Below are 18,966 nucleotides of genomic sequence, written 5' to 3'. Positions count from 1 at the left end.
TTATCTTGTCACTTCATTTATGATATTGACGATTCCCGCTTCCTTAGCTTTTAACAAAAAACTATCTAAGTCTGTTTTAGCAATTTCTTCAGTTACATCAAAATCGGTTAAGATTTTATCTAAAATCTCACCTTTTGTTTTAGGTTCATCAATTAAAAAATAGATGAAAGAACCAATTTCGTTAAGAGAGAATACTTTATCCATCTGTGCTACTGCTCCAACTAATGGAACAATAACTAATTCATTTCCAATATGCTTTTCAACAAATCCCGATGCTTTTTCGTAATATAACTCCCCCACAATTACCTAAATATGCTTGCAAAAATATAAAAAAACCCTCAAAGCTCCCTTTTTTACGGTAAAAATGCGTTTTATTTTGACTAATCGGCTTTTTTATTCTACCAAATACTTGACATTTAAAATATTTAAAACTCAAGTCTTGCAAAAGGTGCTATGTCCTGTTTTACAAACTCTTTCTTCAAGTATTTGTAGTAACCGTTTATGGCAATCATTGCAGCATTGTCGGTTGTGTACGAAAATTTTGGCACATAGGTTACCCAATTGTTTGATTTAGCTAATTCTTCAACACGATTTCGTAAGCCTGAATTGGCGGAAACGCCTCCAGCAAGCGTGATTTGCTTTATGTTTGTGGCTTTCGATGCTTTAATTAATTTATCCATAAGAATATCAATTATGGTTTTTTGCAAGGAAGCACAGATGTCAGCTTTGTTTTCTTCAATGAAATTTGCATTAACTTTAAGTTGATCACGCAAGAAGTAAAGAAAAGAAGTTTTTAATCCACTAAAGCTGTAATTGAAATCCGCTATTCGTGGTTTACTAAATTGAAATGCATCGGGATTACCTTCTTTAGCTAATTTGTCAATTAACGGTCCTCCAGGATATGGCAATCCCATTACTTTTGCACACTTATCAAAAGCCTCTCCAGCGGCGTCATCAATGGTTTGACCAATTATTTCCATATCAAGGTGACTCTTGACATGCACAATTTGACTGTTTCCGCCTGATACCAAAAGACACAAAAACGGGAATTTTGGTTGGTTATTATCGTCTTTGTCCTCCTTAATAAAATGTGCTAATACATGAGCATGTAAATGGTTAACCTCAATTAAAGGTAGGTTATTGGCAAGTGCAAAACCTTTCGCAAATGAAGTTCCTACCAATAATGACCCCATTAATCCTGGGCCACGTGTAAAAGCCACAGCATCAATTTCATCCTTTGAGACTTTTGCATCACGAATTGCTTTTTCGACAACAGGGATAATATTTTGTTGGTGGGCACGCGAAGCTAATTCGGGTACTACTCCCCCGTAAGCTTGATGAACGTCCTGGTTGGCGACGCAATTTGATAGCACAACTTCATCACGAAAAACCGATGCTGAAGTATCGTCACACGACGACTCAATACCCAAAATAACAACACTCATAATTTGATTTTAATGAATTACCTTTAAATCCGCATAATATCCCACGTTTTTGCTAATTTTGGTGGGTTATAAAACGGGATAAAAGTATAAAAAAAAATATCAAAATAGGATTGTATGTTTCGGCAGTGCTTTTGGCAGTGCCCATACTGTTGTATACCATCATTTTAATTCCTGCCGTTCAAACCAAGGCACTTGATTATTTTACCGCACAATTATCAGAAGAGTTTAATACGGATATTTCTGTAGGACGTGTTTATTTTAAGCCATTTAAGCATCTGGTTCTGGATGATGTTTTACTATTGGATGAACAGAAAGATACTTTAGTTTTTGTGCAGAAAATGAGTTCGGCTATTGATTCATTTCGATTGAGTAAAAAGCAAATCTTTTTTCGAAATATTCAACTTAACAAACCATTGATTCAAGTTGAGAAAGTTGATAGTTTATATAACTATTCATTTTTATTGGCGCATTTGGGGAAGAAGGATTCTGTAATTCATGATCGTTGGTCAGTGGGACTTAGTAATATCCACATAAAAAATGGTGCCCTTAGGTATGGGGATAGAGGCAGTAATATAGACGCCGATATTCATAATTTAAATGTGGCTATAAGTAATATAAAACAAGATAGTATCGTGTCTTTTGCCTTGAAAGCCATAAGTTTCTCTGAAAAACGAGGCTTTAGGATGATGGATGGCTCCTGCACGGCTAAATTTAACGATACATTTGTTTCAGCAACCGAGATAAAACTAAATACATCGTATTCTTCATTGTATATTGATTCTGTTTTTTGTCAGATAAATAAAAAGTTTGAGGGCATAGAACAGCTTGGAACCTTTCACTTGGGAGTCAAGCCATCTTATATTTCACCTTTAGATTTTTCGTTCTTTAATCCAAATCAGAATTATTTACGAGTGCCTGTTGGTTTATCAGGTAACTTTTATGGAAGAATTGACAATATTAAAGGGCGCAAGGTAAGGCTCGAATTTGGTTCGCAATCTTCAATCGCGACGAGTTTTGATATTAGTGGTCTGCCGAATATAGATGAATCATTCTTATACTTAAATATTAGTCATTTAAAATCTTCGCCAAATGATTTAGAACGCTTGCTTTCATTTTCCAGAGGAACTGCTGTGAAGTTGCCTAGTGCGCTACAAAGTTTAGAAGAGATAAGATATAAGGGTAATTTAACTGGTTTCTTAAGTGACATGGTGGCCTATGGGCAATTTAATTCTGCACTTGGAAGTATAGATACGGATATTGGTGTTAAAATTGATGAAGAAAAGGGGTTACTGTTTGCAGGGAACTTATCTACACAAGGTTTTAATATTGGTAAATTAGCTAAAGCTGACAGTTTAATGGAGAATGTAACAATGTCAGTTACTATCAAGGGGCAACGTAAGTCAGCTAGTTCCTTTTATGCACATTTACAAGGTAATATTGATTCTTTGAGAATCAATGATTATGATTATACCAATATTAATTTGAACGGATTGTTTGCTAATAATAAGTTCGATGGACATTTTGCTGTTAAAGATCCCAATGGTGCCTTGGCTTTTAATGGAAAGATAGATTTCTCAGGAGATGTCCCAAATTTTGATTTTAATGCAACAATTAGGGGTGCTAAATTAGATAAGTTGAATATTGTTCCGAGCGTTGTGGATAATAACTTTTCATTAAATCTGGAAACTAATTTTAGTGGGCGTGATTTAAATGATATTGTTGGATTTGTAAAGGTGAAAGATGCTCTTTTTGAATCGCCAATCCACGATGTTAAAATGGATTCATTGTTAATTATTTCTGTTCGAGAGGGAGATGACAAACACTTGATATTACAGTCTGATTTGGCTGAAGGCGATTTAATTGGAAAATATAATTTTAAATACCTGGGGTCGCTTATTAACCGTAAAATAGTTGATTATTTACCTGCATTAAAAAAAGAGTTGGAGGTAAAAGAGTTTGAATACCATGCCAATGAGTTCACATTTTCGTGTCGTCTAAAGAAGGTGTCGTCTATCATGAACTTAATTCAACCAAACATAGTGATATCCGATGAAGGTTTGGTTTTGGGAAGGTATAATAGTGAGACTGGTTACGTTGATGTGAGTGGTGAACTTGGTTATTTAAAGTATAAAAACGTTAGTGCAATCCGACCAGAATTAAACATTAGCTCAAAGGGAGATGAGAGTTTATCACTAATCACACGCTTTAAAAATATTGATATTGATGAAGAAACAATATTTCAGAATTTGAGCTTGCATCAACATCTGTACAGGGACACAGTTGTATTTAATGTGTTTTGGAATAATTGGAACGAGTATACCAATAGTGGTTCAATTCTCACAAAAACACATCTGCGTTCGAGCGATAGAGGCTTATATGCGCTTATTGACATTGAGCCTTCGTATGTAATGATACGTGATAGTTTGTGGGAGGTACAGCCTTGCAGAGTTAATTATCATCCTTTGGGTCTATCATTTAAGAATTTTAGAGTTCATCATCAAAATCAAGAGATTGGCATCAATGGTTTTCTACATAAAACTATTTCCGATGGTTTGAATATTCACATTCAGAATATAAACCTTGGGCATATATTAAGCAAAGAAAATTTGAGTAGTATGGATATTTCTGGTCTCTTAAATGGAAATATCAGTATTAAAGATGTTTTTCGTGTACCTATTGTAACCAGTGATCTAGCTATAAAAGACTTTGAGTTTAATAAAGATATGATAGGCGACTTTTATTTGGAAACGAATTATGAGCCAGACAATAAACACCTACTACTTGATTCAAAAGTGATGAAGAACAATACTGTGCCCTTGTCTGGTGGTGGGTATTTTGATATGGACAAATTGAGCATGGATATGGCTTTTCAAATAGATAGTTTAGAAATAGGTTTTCTTAATCTCTATCTAAAACGAATCATGCAAAATCTGTCAGGAACAGCTTCAGGTGATATTGCCGTTGTTGGGCCTATATCAGAACCAGAGTTGCTTGGTAGACTTAATATTAACAAAGCTTTTTTCGACGTTGATTTATTGAAGACAACCTATTCCATTAGTGATTCTGTTATTTTTGAACCTAATAGAATGTTATTTCAAGGGCTTAATTTATCCGATCGTTTTGGTAATTCGGGAACGTTTAATGGTGACATTACCCATACTGGCTTTCACGATATGTCCTATGATTTAGTTCTACTGACCAACAATATGTTGGTTTTAGATACGAAGAGTGTTGATAATCAGCTTTACTACGGAACGGTTTTTTCCAATGGTAACATGTCGATAACAGGTACAACAAGCGATATCATTATTGATATTAGTGGAACCACTGAGGAAAATACCAATTTTTATATTCCACTGAGGGGTGAGGAAAGTGTTGAAGAATCGAATTTTATTCGATTTGTTAAGGATGAAACACTCTATGATATAGTGGATAAGGAAGAAGTTCAGGGGTACGAAGCAGACTTGTCGGGAATGACGGTGACAATGGATTTAGATATTACACCAGAAGCTAAAACCCAAGTTATTTTTGATTCTAAAAGTGGGGATATCTTGAAAGGAAGTGGCAACGGTAATCTTCAAATAAAGATGGACAAGGAAGGTGGAATTAATTTCTATGGTGATTTTAGTTTTACCGAAGGCGATTATTTATTTACCCTTCAAAATGTTTTGAACAAGCGTTTTTTAATTAATCAAGGCAGTAATATTCAATGGAACGGTAATCCATATGATGCAAATATAGACTTAAATGCGACCTACAAATTAAAAACATCGCTTTACGATTTGGTTGCTTCTAGTATGCAGGATGATCCTTCGTTGGATGAGTATAGAAGGCGAATTCCAGTGCATTGTAATATGTTACTGACTGATCGATTAACGAAACCAGCCATTCAATTTGAGATTGTAACACCATCGGCGCAGAAAAATAATCAGGATTTTATTGATGCCTTTATTAATTCCGAAGAGGAATTGAATAGACAGGTGCTTTCTTTACTGGTACTTAATCGTTTTTATTCCGACGAAAACCAGTCGGCAAACGTAGGTAATGGAAATCGTTCAACAGGTAATAATGCAGCTCTTGTAACCACATCTGAGATGTTGTCGAATCAGCTTAGTAATTGGTTATCACAAATTAGTAATGATTTTGACATCGGTGTGAGTTATCGCCCAGGTGATGAGGTGACGAGTGATGAGGTGGAGGTAGCTCTCTCTACCCAAGTATTTAATAATCGTGTTTCCATAAATGGTAATGTTGGATATGGACAAGATGAAACACGAACAAGCGCACTTATTGGTGATTTTGATGTAGATGTAAAACTAAATGCATCGGGTAGCTTACGTGCCAAAGCTTATACGCATTCTAATGACGATATCGTTTACACCAGTTCTCCAACCACTCAGGGTGTTGGTATTTCTTTTAACGAAGAATTTGATACATTAAGGGAGCTAATGCACAGGTATTGGATGAAAATTAGAGGGGAAGGTAAAAAGGAAGAGGAAGTGGAGACTAAAGAAGAAAAGGAAACGTTATAGTTTCAAATGCGAATACAAAATACATTTTTGCTAAATTAGCCGTGTTAGAAATAAAAAGAACAATATGAACCTATTATTATTTATTCAGGCAACAGCTGAGAACTTAAATGATGTTGAATTAGAAGAAGGTGCTGAACAAGGCATGAATTATATTGAAATGGCGATGAATGGTGGTTGGATTATGATTCCGCTAGCCTTATTGTCCATCATTTCGGTGTATATCTTTTTTGAACGTTTTGTTGCCATCAAAAAGGCTTCTAAGGAAGATGATGGTTTTATGAATAAGATTAAGGATTACATACACGATGGTAAAATTGATTCTGCCATTGCCCTTTGTCAATCGCACGATTTTCCGATTTCACGAATGATTGAAAAAGGGGTTTCACGTATTGGCAGGCCATTGAACGATGTAAATACAGCCATCGAAAATGTAGGTAACCTCGAAATTAGTCGCTTAGAAAAAAGCTTGCCAACATTGGCAACTGTGGCTGGTGGAGCTCCAATGATTGGATTTTTGGGAACCGTTATTGGTATGATCAGAGCCTTCTACGATATGGCCAATGCAGGTAATAACATTGATGTAGGCGTTCTGTCGTCGGGAATATATACGGCAATGGTAACAACTGTAACAGGTTTGGTAGTGGGTATTATTGCCTATTTTGCTTATAATATATTGGTAGCTAAGGTTGAAAAAGTGGTTTTCAAAATGGAAGCAAGCACCATGGAATTTATGGATTTATTAAATGAACCTGCTCACTAAGGGATGGCGCTAAAGAGAAGAACAAAAATAAGCGTAAGTTTTAGCATGTCGTCAATGACTGACATTGTGTTTCTATTGTTGATATTCTTTATGATAACATCAACAATGGTGCATCCCAATGCCATTAAATTGTTGATACCTAAAAAGGCAACAAAAAAAGTTGAGGTAACTAAGTTTATTGATGTGAGGGTAACTGCATCTAGTCGATATGTTGTGGCTGGAAAATGGATGGGTGCTGAAAATGTTGAAGCACGTTTGTTAAGTACTTTTGCTAATAGCGATAAAACGGTTGTGAAGCTACGAACAGATAAAAATGCTTCAACTGGTGATGTGGCTCGAGTGCTTGATATTGCGGAGTCGAATGGTGTTAAAGTTATTTTAGACATTAGATAATGGGGTTAAAGAGAAGAAGCAAAGTTGAATCTGGTTTTAGCATGTCGTCAATGACCGACATTGTGTTTCTATTGCTCATATTCTTTATGATTACATCTACCTTGGTAACTCCTCCAGCGGTTAAAAACCTAAAATTACCCGAGAGTGATCATCAGGTTTCTGCCAAGCCAAATACGACGATATCGGTTACAGCGGATCGAAAATACTTTGTAGAAGGAGAGGAATTACCATTTTGGAAGGTAGAAAGACGTCTGAAGGAAATATTGGAAGATAGTCCTGAAATGTACATTGCTTTGCACGTTGATCAGTCGGTTCCGTTCTCAATAGTTGGGAAAATTAGAGATATTGCCATTCGTAATAAATTCAAGTTGATACTGGCCACACAAGCCAAATAAATATGAATGATAAGAATAAAAAATACGGTGTAATTGGCACAACAGTTTTTCATTTACTGTTGTTATTGTTGTTAATCTTCTTTGGTTTAAAAACTTTACCACAAGAAGAGGAGGGGATATTGGTTAATTTCGGTGATACCATACTAGCTGGGGGAGAAGTAGAACCTAAGCAAGCAGAGCCCGAAAAAGTTGAGGAAGTTACGCCACCACCACCTGCTAAGGAGCCTGAACCAGTAATTCCTGAACCTGAAGAGGAAACTATAAAGGCGCAGGATTATGATGATGCACCTGTGGTTCAAACCGAGGCGGAGAAAAAGAAGGAAAGAGAAGAGTGGGAGCGATTAGATAAGTTACGCAAGGAACAGGAAGAGGCTGACCGAATAAGGAAAGAGAAATTAGAAGCCGACCGTAAAGCTGAGGCTGAACGAAAGCGCATTGAAGAGGAAAAACGAATAGAACAGGAGCGCTTGGATAAACAAGCTGCTGATATACGTAACAAAACCAAAGGTGCCTTTGGTAAAAGCACAGGCGATAGCGATTCCGAAGGTGAAGATACTGGATCGGGTAATCAAGGCTACACGTCTGGTGATCCTAATTCGAAGAATCGTAAGGGATCAGGTCTTGGTAATTCGGGAAGTGGTTTTGATTTAACTGGGCGTAGTTTGGTTGGAGGCTTGCCAAAACCAAGTTATAACATACAAGAAGAAGGAATTATTAATGTTAAGATCCGTGTTGATAGAAATGGCAATGTAACCAGTGCCGAATTTCAACTTAAGGGCTCAACTACCCAAAACAACTACTTGAAACAAAAAGCCATTGAAGCTGCCAAAAAGGCTAAGTTTAATGCTGATAAAATGGCTGCTGCCTATCAGGAAGGAACCATTACTTATCATTTTGTATTGGATTAGAATCTCATCTTGGTCGCTTATCATTCTGGTTTAAATCCATCTAAACTATAATAATATCATCTCGGCAAGCTATTAGAATTGCTAATCTAATAGCGAGGTCGAGGTCTAAAATAACAATTCAAACACACCCAGTACTTTCAATGCCGCCAACATAACAGCAACCAATAAAATGTAACGAATATACTTGGTACCTATCTGTTTTGAGTAACGCGAAGCAATGTAGGCACCACTTGCATTACCAATGGCCAGTACGATCCCAAACAAATAATTAACCTGTCCCGACCACATGAAGATGCCCAATGCAAGTGCCGTATAGCAAAATACAATGAGAACTTTAACAGCATTGGCTCTTATCAGATCGTAACCAACTCCCAAGACCAATCCAGCCAATAGGAAAAAACCAACTCCGGCTTGAATAAATCCTCCATACAAACCGATTCCAAAGAAAATGATGATTCGCCAGAAAGTCGGTTTGGCATCAACACTGCCAGCTTGTTCTTTCACCCATCGTTCGGGCTTAAATAATATCACAAAAAACATCACAAATAATAAGCCACCAATAAAGGCATTAAGCAATTCTTCGTTTATGTTAATGGCCAATGTTGCACCAACAGCCGAGCCAATTAAAGCAGGAATAACCAAAGATAGATTTTGCTTTATATCCAGTGTTTTCTGTTTCTCAAAATTACGCACCGCCACAAGGGTTTGAAAAAAGATAGCTACCCGATTGGTGGCATTTGCCTGATGCGGCGACAATCCTAAAAACATTAAGAGTGGCAGGGTAATAAGTGAGCCACTACCAGCCAAGGTATTTATAAATCCGGCGAAGAGGCCGGCAACAATCAATAGTAATGCGTCGAATAATGTAATGTCCATACCTCAAAGGTAGTGTATTGTTGAGAAAAGCTTATACAAAAAGGAACGGTTCTCTATTGCAATACAGCAGTAAAGAACCGTTCCTTAAATTATTTATTTTACATCATGTAAATCGCTACCCCGATATTTATCGGGGGCTATAAGCGAAACGATCTATTATTACCATGCAAACATTGGCTTATCAGCTTAAAAGCGGTAGCTGACATTAAGCAGAATTTCTCGTGGGCGTAAATAGTAAGTGTTTCGCACGAATGAAATATCACTATTCCAATAGTTAATCAGTTTATCAGCGTTAAAGATGTTTCGGCATTGTATCTTGTAACTAAGTTTCCCTTTTTTAGGCTTGTACGCATAGGTGAGGTCACCAAAATATGTGCTTTGCGATTGACCATTACTTAGGCTTGAGGTATATTCGCCCCTGAGGTTAACCCATTGTGTTTTGCTCAGGTAGAAGAAGAAATCTAAACTGTGATCGCGATTGTAATATTGGCTACTGGCTTGAGTAGTTACCTGCTTGCTTTGGCTGTATTTAAACTTGTATTTTACTTGTAATGCTTTCCAAAATCCCCAATTGATATCTAAGGCTATCTGATTGGTTTTGCTATTTCGGTCGCTTAATTCGCTGTTTAAAACGTATTGTGTTTCACGGTAGTTATTAAAGGTATTAATGCCAATGGTTGAACGCCACTTGGCAATGTAGTAGGTTAACTCCGCGTTAATAGTATTGTCAATGGTTTCGTTATCGTACGGTAGTGCTTCGCTCTGAAAAATGCCATTACCCAAACTGATTTGCCGAAGAATAACATCGCTATGATTTAAGCTATATCTGTAATCGAGGGATGCAAACCAACCCGACAGAGGATTTTTAAACTCTCCTTTTGCTAAATAAGATATACGGTATTTTTGTGGAAGCAAGTTGGTTCCTCTTCCCAAACTACGGTAGTTTTTTATGACAAAGCCCTGTGTTAGTTTATCTACTTCACCAAGACTCTTGCTGATAGACCCCGATGTGATGAATTTAAAGTAATGTAGAAATTGATAATTTAAATAGGCGCGGGGCGCAAATAATGTTTGCTTGATATTTTGACCTGCCAGATGATAATCATCGTTGATGTTGTAATGCACATAGGATAGGGGCAGGTTAAAGCGTAGCCTCAAATTTTGAGTCTCGTATGTTATTCTTTCATCTACTCCAAACTCGCTCTGTAGCCAATCCATTTGATTACGTAAACTATCAGCCTCCACCAATGTATTATTTTTATCGATGGTTGTTTGCAGTTTGTTAATATCCATGTTTGCATAAAGTTTGGTAGCAAAAGCCCAGCGTTTATGGCTAAGCGTGAAAGCAGCCGAAGCCTTGGCTAATAAATCTTCTTTTAAGTAGTGTTGGCTTGCTTTAGTATAGTTTTCTCCATTATTGATGTAGTCATTAAATACCCCAGGTTGGTAGTTCATGCTTTGCGGACTGTGGTTGTAATCAACAAAGGCTTTAAAACTAATGAAATGCTTATTTACCATGCGGTGCCAATCCAATTCGTTGGCTATTGAAAAATGTGGCAGTTCTCCTTGCTGCTTCTGTTGAGTGTCGTTGATCGACGATTCGGCCTTGTCCCAATAATTCTCGAGCCTGAATTTATTATTTACGTATTTTTGACTGGCGTTATTCGTATATATCAAATCGGTTATAATACTGCTTTTTTTGAAGCGATTGAAGGTGTATTCACTTAGGCGGGTGGTGTCAGTTTCCAGATAGTATTCACTTTCAACCAGCGCTTTTTCTTCGATACGGTCGTTGAAGTACGACACGTTTGTTTTAAGTTCTTCATCGTCGCTTAGTTTCGAGAGGTAGTTAAAGCTGATAAGTGCTGCCTGATTATACAAAAAACGCTCATTGTTGCTAATGCCTGGTGGAGCCACCGACGATATGTTTAATAGGTTAGGTTTGGTGTTAGTATAGTTGTCAATTTCGCTATACGATAAGGTAAAGGGGTGGTGCTGTGTCGATAAGTCGCGGCCTGTGTTATTGGCTTGAAGCGAGGCAATCATCTGGTGCTTGGGCGAGAAAAGCATGGGTGTTACATTAAGGCTATATCTTGGCCAGGGTAGACCAAGTGCCGCTTCACCTCTAAATGTTGTGGTGTATTTCTTTTTCAGCTTAATGTTCACCGATGTACCATCGTGAAATTGTTTTTTGCGCAGCATTTTAATGGGCTGGTGGTTGTGTAATACCTCTACCGAACCCACTGCCTTGTTCGAAAGGTTTTTATTGGCGATGCTGTAACGCCCCTCCAATAAATCCATGCCTTCTATGTAATACTTATCGATGGGGCGACCCATATACGATATCTTACCCTTACTATCGACCGTAAAGCCAGGCATGCGATCAATCACATCACCAATCGATTCATCGCTCTTTTTTTCAAAGGCACTAACAATGTATTTAGTAGTATCGTCTTTGCTAATAATAGGCGTGCCACGCACACTCACCTCTTTAATTTGCTGCACCTCGTTGATCAATGTGATACTAAGTTCCTGGTTGCGATTAGAAATAATTAATGTTGTATCGCGGTAGTTGAGCGAGCGTGTACTGATGGCAAGGGTATCCAATTTACTGTTGACTTTTAACTCAAACTTGCCTTGTTCATCCGAAAAACCATAGGTGATAATGGCATTAGCATTAGATGCCTCATGTACAAGAATACTAATACCCTTAATGAGCTGATCTGAATTGCTTATAAATTGCCCTTTGATGGTAACTTGAGCACAGGTGCAATTTATTGCGAATGTTAATATAGAAAGGAGTAAACTTAGGCGCATTGACTTTTTACAAGGGTTTAAAATTAAAAGCGTTCAATAAAGTTATTGATTCGACTCATTTTAGCTGTAATCTCACCAATATTTCCGGTCGTTTTAAATTTCTCAGGATTATTAAAAAGTTCAATGAATTTTAAGTTTTCAGCTTTTTTATAACGATGGTAATTCTGCATGCTCACCACTTGATAATTCTCCGATTTGGTATAAATCTTTTTAAAACTATTTGACCTTTCTATTTTGACCAGTTCAAACATGTGTTGTTTTTGCTTGTCCTCTATTTTAACAATTAGGCCAGGAAGTCCCTTAAACTTGTATGGGCCATCACTAATTGGTATTTCCAGCGTGTACCATGCTGTATAATTACGCCCTCTGAACTGGGTAGTTGCTTTGTGACAAACAAAACCATTAATGGTTTGTATTTTACTTTTAACCAGATGCCAATCGAATTTAATTATTTCTTCTACTTTAATACGATCGGTAAAGTTAATTGTCCCTTCTGTTAATAAAATCGAATCATTATCTGTTTGTTTAATAATGCGATATCTGTTTAAAAGTCCGCTAGATGGTTTATTGCTTGTTTTAGAAAATACATCATAGCTAGATGCCTCATTATTGCCTGATTGGCGAGATGCTTGCTTTAACGAATCACGATAATAGTGTCCGATATGTTCAAACTTACTGTATTTTTCACCAATGTATAAAGCCATTGAATAGTGGCGTGTTTTATCAGCGTTTGCCGAATCTTCTTGAACTATGTAAGCATACTCTGCTATGTATTCTGATTGATCTAGCACTTTCCAATCTTGCGCCCACGAGAGCTTGTACAATAAAATTGAAAAGAGGATGATAGTAAGTGTTCTAACCATTGGTTTTAATTAGTAATTAAAAGCGTTCAATGTAGTTGTTTCTTGATTTTAGATTGTGAACTGCCTTTGCTTTAGTTTCTTCACTATATGAACTGCCTTGTTGGTATATAAAGGTTCTTAATAGTTCTTCAGTTCTTGCTTTTTTTCCAAGTATATAATCTTTTTGTGAGCCTGCTATATAATCCTTTTTCGTTAATAATATAGGTTTTACTTCATTCAGCTTTTTTATTCCTATTGCTTCGAAGCAATGTAGCTCATCTTCATCATGTATTTTAAGGATTAAACCCGGTAAACCGCAAAACTTATATGGCCCTTCGCTTATAGGTATGTCTAGTGTATAGTGAGCTATGAATTTTCTACCTCCATAAACGAGGTAAGCAGTTTTACATTTATATCCTAATACTAAGGTTTCAGGTAATGAGCTTAATGCCCATTTGAAATCTAACTCCTCAATGAATGACATCCATTGCTTTGGTGAGATTGGCCCTGTAAATAATAGTTGCTGCTTTTTAGGATACTTTTTATATATAGTATAATTGCAAAAATGACTTGTGTGGGATTTACTTAACTGTGGTTTTATTATTTGCATTATTTCTCCGAAGCTTTTATTTCTATTAACAAATAGAATGGAATCGTCTGTTAGGCCATTTTTGCTTTTATATTTTGATACACGCCCTCCTATCTCTAATGCCATTATTTGTTCTTTTATAGACAGGGTATTATTGGAATCTTGAAGGAAAGTATACCTATATTCAATGTCGTACTTTATCGTGTCAATTGGTGTTATTTCTTGTGAATAACCCGAAAAGCTAATTATGGTTAGAACAAAGAATAAGTTAATAATTTTTAATGATGTAATCATAATAACTGAGTTAATTTAAAGAGCCACCAATTGTTGGTAGCTCTTTCATATTTATTGTTTTAGCATTCAAGTATTTCCCACATCTCATCAACGGATTCCCTTATTTCATCATAGGTGTCACCACATATCAATCCATATCGACGTCCTCCGTCTTCACCATCGCACATTCTTACAGTATAGCATTCAGCAATAGTTGTTTGCGATACGGCAGTAACAAATAACATTAATAAAAATAAACTTTTGACTTTTTTCATCACACAAAATTTAAATGATTAATAAATATACCGATTACCAATCAAGACGACCCCGATAATGTCGGGGAATATCAATCTGTGATTGTGTATCGGCATTTACCATTGTATTTAGCAGAATGCCTTTGCATTTCTTTTGAAATACAATTGGTATAAATTAAATTTGTGCAGGTTTAATCCTGCGGCCCTGCTTAGCGGTTATTACCGCGGCCAAGCTGCACTGCGTCGAACATTGTGCTTGGTAGGCAGGGTTTGCTTTTTAAAATGGCCATTTTTATTAAGCAGGAACAAATATAAGTGTCAACCAGTCTAAAAAAATAGACTGCCCCCCCCCTTTTTTTATAATTATTTTAATGTTAGTAATAAGGGAGCGGCTCTTTATAAGCAATAAGCAAAAGAGAGCCGCTCCTTGGTACACTATGAAGAATAGTTCAACTTACTGAAAGCGTTCGATAAAGTTATTGTGTTTCATCATATGGAAGCGCATTCTCAGGGCTATGTTAGGATCTTGTGTCATTGATGAGGATGTATATTTTTCAATCTGACTATTTAACGAAACTTCTTTTGCTTTAATGTATTGTTGGCTTGTTATACTTTTATAAACTATGTTATAATCGTAGATTGGTCTTTTATAACTATTAGGAAGAAATGTAATGAGTTCAAAGGTATGTTCTTTGTGAGCGTCAGTAATTGAAATGATAAGACCCGGCAAACCTTTGAAGATATACGGGCCGTCTCCTATTGGAATATCAGTGGTATAATAAGCCTTGTAGTTTCTTCCTTTATAGTCGGTTCTGGCCATTTTGCAATTTAAACCAAGTATAGTGGTATCTCTATCGATTAGTTGCCACGAAAGGGCAGTGTCCATCTCTACTTGATAAAATGTTTTTTCGATTTGTTCCTTCAGCACTACTTTGTTTGTTTTTGTTTTAATCACTTGATATTTTGTAAAAAAATTGCTCCTGTTATTCATGAGCGATGGTAAAATCTTTAATGCGGCAGTAGTAGGGTCTTCCTTGCTGTGGACTTTTAATAATGAGTCCTTTCTAAAGTTACTACTGTGCTCGTATTTCGAAATGCCATTCCCAATATAGAGGTTCATTACTGTTGCTTGTTTAATTGCTACATCAGTTGAATCAACCTGAACCACATAGTTGTACTGACAAAAGTATATGCTTGTATCGAGCACAGTGAGGTTTTGGCTATTGCAACTAAAGTAATTGCCTATAAAGGAGATTAGGAATAGGGGCATTAATTTGCTCATAAGTTGGGCCTTAAGTTTTGTGAGTATTTTACAATGTTTCTATGTTTCAATTACTTCTATGGGTTTATTCACCTTTATGCGTTTCCCGTTTGTATAGATGTAACTGTTTATTTCTTCATCGTATTTGATGCCAACACCCATGCCTCTAATTTCGTCGAGCATAGTAAATAAGGTAGCTCGAGAAATACCAATAAAATTGGAAAGTTCCTTTGCCGATCCTGTCGTTTCGTTCTCAATTAAGGTAATTAATTGCTGGTAAGGCGTTATCTTTTGGTTAAGTTTCATAGTAAAATAGGTCTAAGCCCCGATCCCGATAATTATCGGGATTGGGGTAGGTTAATGCTTGTAATGAAAAAGGATGCGATCTTTATTTACACCTTGTTAATTAAGATCGCATCCTTAGTTAAGTTTACTCTTCATCAATATGTTGATGTCCACCTCGTAAATCAACAATTACACGAGCTGCCCGATAAGTATTATATACTTTAGCTTGTGAGTCTTTTAATAATTCTACGAGTTTATCAATTTTATTACGTAGCAGATCGTTACAATCTTTGGTTAGTATCGCCAGTTCTTTGGTGGCTTGCGAACGCGTTACTATGGCGGATCGAGGCGAGGAAATGATGGCTGCGAAGTCGTCAATCTCCTTTTTCAATTGAGCCACATCTTCCGCTGTTTTCCCATAGTCAGTTAATGCATCACCTAGTTTGTGGGCTTCTTCGTATATATTTAAGCAAGTTGCTCTCACTTTTTCATCCGACATACGTTCCAGTTGCGATGCCGAAACAGCACACTTGGCTTGTAAATCGGGTAGTTCATTAACTTGTGCATACACAAACATGGTACCCGCTACTTGAACAGTGGCCTGTATCATTTCGGCCTCTTCTTTTAACTTCAGTTGGCGGTTACCGGTTGTATTGCCCTGCTGCACCTGATGCGCTGCCTCAATTTTTACTAATAAAGCATCGAAGTCAACAATAAAGCCTTCCAGAGCTTTAATAAGGTTCAATTCAGTAGGGTAGGTGTCAAATACATTTTTTACGGCCTTAAACATGGCCACTTTGTTGCGTTGCTGTGCATTCATGGTTTGGATAAATTTAAGGTTATGAGTGACTCAAAATTGAGTGCTCACTCATTAATTGCAGAAAAGCAGAATCGTAACACCTTTTTAGGGATGAAAATTCAATTTCTATGATGAGTGACTCGTATTCTTATGTGAATAGGTTGTTTTGTTTGATAAATGCCAGTGTGATAGTAAATAGTATAGGTACGATAGCAATAGCTTAAGTATTGTATGGTATTAATGGGAAAGTTGTATGTAAAGTTGATAGAGCAGTATGCTTTAATTGTGATAGGCTATGTGGTTTAGGAAGCAACGTGTGTAAGTAAGGTAGAAGGATATGTTAAGATGTCAGCGTTGTATGTTTTATTGTTAGCTGACTATGTAAGGCAAGCAGTATGGTATGTAATCGTTACAGAGAAGTATGAAAAAGTGCCAGCATTATATGTATTAATACCAAAAGGCTTTGTAAATCAGGTAGCATTATATGTAAGTCTGATAGACGCATGTGTAGGATGGTTGGTGTTGTATGTATGGCCGTAAGCGCTTAACGTATATAAAAAAGGAACGGTTCTCTATTGCAATACAGCAGTAAAGAACCGTTCCTTAAATTATTTGTATATTATGTAAATCGCTACCCCGATAGCTATCGGGGGCTAGTGGCTATTAACCTACCATGCAAACATCGGCTTATCAGCCATCAATGCGTTTACCTTTTTGCAAACACCAGCAATAACTTCCTCGTTATCGATGTTAGAAATAACCTCGTCGATGAAGTTAACGATCACACGCATTTCGTCTTCTTTCAAACCACGCGAAGTGATGGCAGAAGTACCAATGCGGATACCCGATGTTGAGAATGGTGAACGTGTATCGAAAGGCACCATGTTTTTGTTAATAGTGATGTCAGCCTTAACCAAAGTATTTTCTACTTTCTTACCTGATATATCAGGGAATTTAGAACGAAGGTCGATCAACATTAGGTGGTTATCAGTTCCACCTGAAATAATCTTATACCCTAGTTTTACAAACTCGCCAGCCATAGCCTGTGCATTTGAGCGCACCTGGTCAACGTACGTTGCAAAACCATCAGAAAGAGCCTCACCAAAAGCAATAGCCTTAGCGGCAATTACGTGCTCCAAAGGTCCACCTTGTTGTCCTGGAAATACAGCGAAGTCAAGCACTGCGCTCATCATCTTAGTTTCACCTTTTGGAGTCTTGTATCCAAATGGGTTTTCGTAATCTTTACCCATCAAAATCATACCGCCGCGAGGGCCACGTAAAGTTTTGTGAGTAGTGGTAGTTACAATGTGACAGTGCTCAACAGGGTTGTTCAAACGACCTTTAGCAATCATTCCGGCTGGGTGAGCCATGTCGCACAATAACAAAGCACCAATCTCATCAGCCAAACGACGCATACGTGCATAATCCCACTCGCGAGAGTAAGCAGAAGCACCAGCAATAATCATTTTAGGTTTTTGCTCACGAGCCAATGTTTCCATCTCGTCGTAATCAACCAATCCAGTATCTTCTTTTACGTGATAGCAAATTGGGTTATAAGTTACACCTGAGAAGTTTACCGGCGAACCGTGTGTTAAGTGACCACCATGTGCAAGGTCTAAGCCCATGAAAGTGTCACCTGGCTTAAGTACCGCGAAAAATACAGCAGCATTAGCTTGAGCACCTGAGTGAGGCTGTACATTGGCGTATTCTGCACCAAATAATTCACATGCTCTGTCGATAGCCAATTGCTCAGTTTTATCAACCACCTGACATCCGCCATAATAGCGTTTCCCTGGGTATCCTTCGGCATATTTGTTGGTTAAACAAGAGCCTTGTGCTTCCATTACTTGTTCGCTCACAAAGTTTTCAGAAGCGATTAATTCGATGCCGTTTTTTTGACGATCGTATTCCTGATTGATCAAGTCAAAGATTACTGTATCTCTTTTCATCTGTATGTAATTTGTTTTCAATAGTTTTTACAGCTTTTTCATCAATAGTCCACAAATTTACGCAACTATATGATATAAAAAAGTGTTGCAGTTTATAACTTTTATCGAACTGCAAAAATGATATCCTGCAGGATTGATAAAACTCACATTTTTAGTAGATTTGAATACACTTAAAATAATGAGATATATGGACGCAAATGCAGTTACTTTTTTTCTGGCTCAAAACAGCGATAAATTTCCAGCAGAACGTTTGCCAATGATCAAGCAAAGTTTGGATAATCTGGATGAACAAAAGGCGTTTTTGGTTCACGCCCAGGAATACAGAAGCCCGATAGTGGTATTTCTTCTGTCTTTCTTTTTTGGAACCTTGGGTATTGATCGTTTTATGATTGGACAGGTTGGATTAGGTTTTGCTAAGTTACTTACATGCGGAGGATTGGGTTTTTGGTACATTGTTGATCTGTTTATTATTATGAGTGCTACCAAAGAAAGTAATTTCGAAAAGTTTTATCACGCCTCCTTATAATTGATTCGCTTTCGATCGTCATATATTAATGTCATAATTGCGGTAGTAATTGTAGCAGGTTA

18 protein-coding genes are annotated in these 18,966 nt (G+C 37.0%); 7 read left to right on the top strand and 11 right to left on the bottom strand.

The window, feature by feature from the left end; translation table 11 throughout:
* Complete coding sequence (locus tag ACRD7B_RS15160) at positions 1 to 300, bottom strand: PqqD family protein (protein WP_430825426.1); 300 nt, start codon at positions 298 to 300, stop codon at positions 1 to 3.
* 125 nt (positions 301 to 425) lie between these two features.
* Positions 426 to 1,445, bottom strand: a complete 1,020-nt coding sequence (gene tsaD, locus ACRD7B_RS15155; RefSeq protein WP_430825425.1) for a tRNA (adenosine(37)-N6)-threonylcarbamoyltransferase complex transferase subunit TsaD — start codon at positions 1,443 to 1,445, stop codon at positions 426 to 428.
* Positions 1,446 to 1,582: 137 nt separating this feature from the next.
* On the opposite strand from tsaD, the gene ACRD7B_RS15150 reads away from it, so the two are divergent.
* From ACRD7B_RS15150 to ACRD7B_RS15130, 5 genes are all read left to right on the top strand, one after another.
* Entirely contained in the window at positions 1,583 to 5,977 is a 4,395-nt protein-coding gene (locus tag ACRD7B_RS15150; RefSeq protein ID WP_430825424.1) for a translocation/assembly module TamB domain-containing protein, read from the top strand.
* 64 nt (positions 5,978 to 6,041) lie between these two features.
* A complete protein-coding gene (locus tag ACRD7B_RS15145) occupies positions 6,042 to 6,737 on the top strand; it encodes a MotA/TolQ/ExbB proton channel family protein (protein WP_430825422.1) in 696 nt (231 codons plus the stop codon).
* Positions 6,738 to 6,740: 3 nt separating this feature from the next.
* On the top strand, positions 6,741 to 7,130 hold the full coding sequence (locus ACRD7B_RS15140) for an ExbD/TolR family protein (protein ID WP_430825420.1): 390 nt from the start codon (positions 6,741 to 6,743) through the stop codon (positions 7,128 to 7,130).
* Complete coding sequence (locus tag ACRD7B_RS15135; RefSeq protein WP_430825419.1) at positions 7,130 to 7,525, top strand: ExbD/TolR family protein; 396 nt, start codon at positions 7,130 to 7,132, stop codon at positions 7,523 to 7,525. The genes ACRD7B_RS15140 and ACRD7B_RS15135 overlap by 1 nt, the downstream gene beginning before the upstream one ends.
* 2 nt (positions 7,526 to 7,527) lie before the next feature.
* Entirely contained in the window at positions 7,528 to 8,433 is a 906-nt protein-coding gene (locus tag ACRD7B_RS15130) for a TonB family protein (protein ID WP_430825417.1), read from the top strand.
* 105 nt (positions 8,434 to 8,538) lie between these two features.
* Here the strand turns inward: ACRD7B_RS15130 and ACRD7B_RS15125 are convergent, their stop codons facing one another.
* The 8 genes from ACRD7B_RS15125 to ACRD7B_RS15090 form a co-directional block, all read right to left on the bottom strand.
* The gene (locus tag ACRD7B_RS15125) at positions 8,539 to 9,309 is read right to left on the bottom strand and encodes a sulfite exporter TauE/SafE family protein (RefSeq protein ID WP_430825416.1); all 771 of its coding nucleotides are present in this window, start codon (positions 9,307 to 9,309) and stop codon (positions 8,539 to 8,541) included.
* A gap of 186 nt (positions 9,310 to 9,495) precedes the next feature.
* On the bottom strand, positions 9,496 to 12,126 hold the full coding sequence (locus tag ACRD7B_RS15120) for a TonB-dependent receptor (protein ID WP_430825415.1): 2,631 nt from the start codon (positions 12,124 to 12,126) through the stop codon (positions 9,496 to 9,498).
* A 23-nt stretch (positions 12,127 to 12,149) separates the two neighbouring features.
* Entirely contained in the window at positions 12,150 to 12,989 is an 840-nt protein-coding gene (locus ACRD7B_RS15115) for a GLPGLI family protein (RefSeq protein WP_430825414.1), read from the bottom strand.
* Between the two features lie 16 nt (positions 12,990 to 13,005).
* Positions 13,006 to 13,851, bottom strand: a complete 846-nt coding sequence (locus ACRD7B_RS15110) for a GLPGLI family protein (RefSeq protein WP_430825413.1) — start codon at positions 13,849 to 13,851, stop codon at positions 13,006 to 13,008.
* 59 nt (positions 13,852 to 13,910) lie between these two features.
* Positions 13,911 to 14,105 (bottom strand): hypothetical protein, encoded by a 195-nt coding sequence (locus ACRD7B_RS15105; protein WP_430825412.1) that lies wholly within the window; start codon positions 14,103 to 14,105, stop codon positions 13,911 to 13,913.
* Positions 14,106 to 14,538: 433 nt separating this feature from the next.
* Positions 14,539 to 15,366: a GLPGLI family protein gene (locus ACRD7B_RS15100; RefSeq protein WP_430825411.1), complete on the bottom strand. Its 828-nt coding sequence runs from the start codon at positions 15,364 to 15,366 to the stop codon at positions 14,539 to 14,541.
* 39 nt (positions 15,367 to 15,405) lie between these two features.
* Positions 15,406 to 15,651 (bottom strand): hypothetical protein, encoded by a 246-nt coding sequence (locus tag ACRD7B_RS15095; protein ID WP_430825410.1) that lies wholly within the window; start codon positions 15,649 to 15,651, stop codon positions 15,406 to 15,408.
* 124 nt (positions 15,652 to 15,775) lie between these two features.
* Positions 15,776 to 16,450 carry a hypothetical protein gene (locus ACRD7B_RS15090; RefSeq protein ID WP_430825409.1) on the bottom strand — a complete coding sequence of 225 codons (675 nt, stop codon included), beginning with the start codon at positions 16,448 to 16,450 and terminating at the stop codon, positions 15,776 to 15,778.
* 324 nt (positions 16,451 to 16,774) lie between these two features.
* Here ACRD7B_RS15090 and ACRD7B_RS15085 point away from each other — a divergent pair, with 324 nt between their 5' ends.
* Positions 16,775 to 16,969, top strand: coding sequence for a hypothetical protein (locus ACRD7B_RS15085; protein WP_430825408.1), 195 nt, complete (start codon positions 16,775 to 16,777; stop codon positions 16,967 to 16,969).
* A 128-nt stretch (positions 16,970 to 17,097) separates the two neighbouring features.
* Here the strand turns inward: ACRD7B_RS15085 and glyA are convergent, their stop codons facing one another.
* Entirely contained in the window at positions 17,098 to 18,378 is a 1,281-nt protein-coding gene (glyA, locus tag ACRD7B_RS15080) for a serine hydroxymethyltransferase (RefSeq protein WP_430825407.1), read from the bottom strand.
* Positions 18,379 to 18,565: 187 nt separating this feature from the next.
* Here glyA and ACRD7B_RS15075 point away from each other — a divergent pair, with 187 nt between their 5' ends.
* Positions 18,566 to 18,904, top strand: coding sequence for a TM2 domain-containing protein (locus tag ACRD7B_RS15075; protein ID WP_430825406.1), 339 nt, complete (start codon positions 18,566 to 18,568; stop codon positions 18,902 to 18,904).
* The last annotated feature ends 62 nt before the right edge of the window (positions 18,905 to 18,966 follow it).

It is taken from the genome of Carboxylicivirga fragile, assembly GCF_050589805.1.
GTDB lineage: Bacteria > Bacteroidota > Bacteroidia > Bacteroidales > Marinilabiliaceae > Carboxylicivirga > Carboxylicivirga fragile.
Note: the sequence above shows the minus strand (reverse complement) of the source record. Positions and strands in the feature narration are given on the sequence as shown.

Excerpts from the sequence above, each read along its gene's own strand:
- tsaD (WP_430825425.1), bottom strand. The coding sequence starts at position 1,445 with ATGAGTGTTGTTATTTTGGGTATTGAGTCGTCGTGTGACGATACTTCA.
- ACRD7B_RS15145 (WP_430825422.1), top strand. The coding sequence starts at position 6,042 with ATGAACCTATTATTATTTATTCAGGCAACAGCTGAGAACTTAAATGAT.
- ACRD7B_RS15140 (WP_430825420.1), top strand. The coding sequence starts at position 6,741 with ATGGCGCTAAAGAGAAGAACAAAAATAAGCGTAAGTTTTAGCATGTCG.
- ACRD7B_RS15135 (WP_430825419.1), top strand. The coding sequence starts at position 7,130 with ATGGGGTTAAAGAGAAGAAGCAAAGTTGAATCTGGTTTTAGCATGTCG.
- ACRD7B_RS15130 (WP_430825417.1), top strand. The coding sequence starts at position 7,528 with ATGAATGATAAGAATAAAAAATACGGTGTAATTGGCACAACAGTTTTT.
- ACRD7B_RS15125 (WP_430825416.1), bottom strand. The coding sequence starts at position 9,309 with ATGGACATTACATTATTCGACGCATTACTATTGATTGTTGCCGGCCTC.
- ACRD7B_RS15120 (WP_430825415.1), bottom strand. The coding sequence starts at position 12,126 with ATGCGCCTAAGTTTACTCCTTTCTATATTAACATTCGCAATAAATTGC.
- ACRD7B_RS15115 (WP_430825414.1), bottom strand. The coding sequence starts at position 12,989 with ATGGTTAGAACACTTACTATCATCCTCTTTTCAATTTTATTGTACAAG.
- ACRD7B_RS15110 (WP_430825413.1), bottom strand. The coding sequence starts at position 13,851 with ATGATTACATCATTAAAAATTATTAACTTATTCTTTGTTCTAACCATA.
- ACRD7B_RS15105 (WP_430825412.1), bottom strand. The coding sequence starts at position 14,105 with ATGAAAAAAGTCAAAAGTTTATTTTTATTAATGTTATTTGTTACTGCC.
- ACRD7B_RS15100 (WP_430825411.1), bottom strand. The coding sequence starts at position 15,366 with ATGAGCAAATTAATGCCCCTATTCCTAATCTCCTTTATAGGCAATTAC.
- ACRD7B_RS15095 (WP_430825410.1), bottom strand. The coding sequence starts at position 15,651 with ATGAAACTTAACCAAAAGATAACGCCTTACCAGCAATTAATTACCTTA.
- ACRD7B_RS15090 (WP_430825409.1), bottom strand. The coding sequence starts at position 16,450 with ATGAATGCACAGCAACGCAACAAAGTGGCCATGTTTAAGGCCGTAAAA.
- ACRD7B_RS15085 (WP_430825408.1), top strand. The coding sequence starts at position 16,775 with ATGTCAGCGTTGTATGTTTTATTGTTAGCTGACTATGTAAGGCAAGCA.
- glyA (WP_430825407.1), bottom strand. The coding sequence starts at position 18,378 with ATGAAAAGAGATACAGTAATCTTTGACTTGATCAATCAGGAATACGAT.
- ACRD7B_RS15075 (WP_430825406.1), top strand. The coding sequence starts at position 18,566 with ATGGACGCAAATGCAGTTACTTTTTTTCTGGCTCAAAACAGCGATAAA.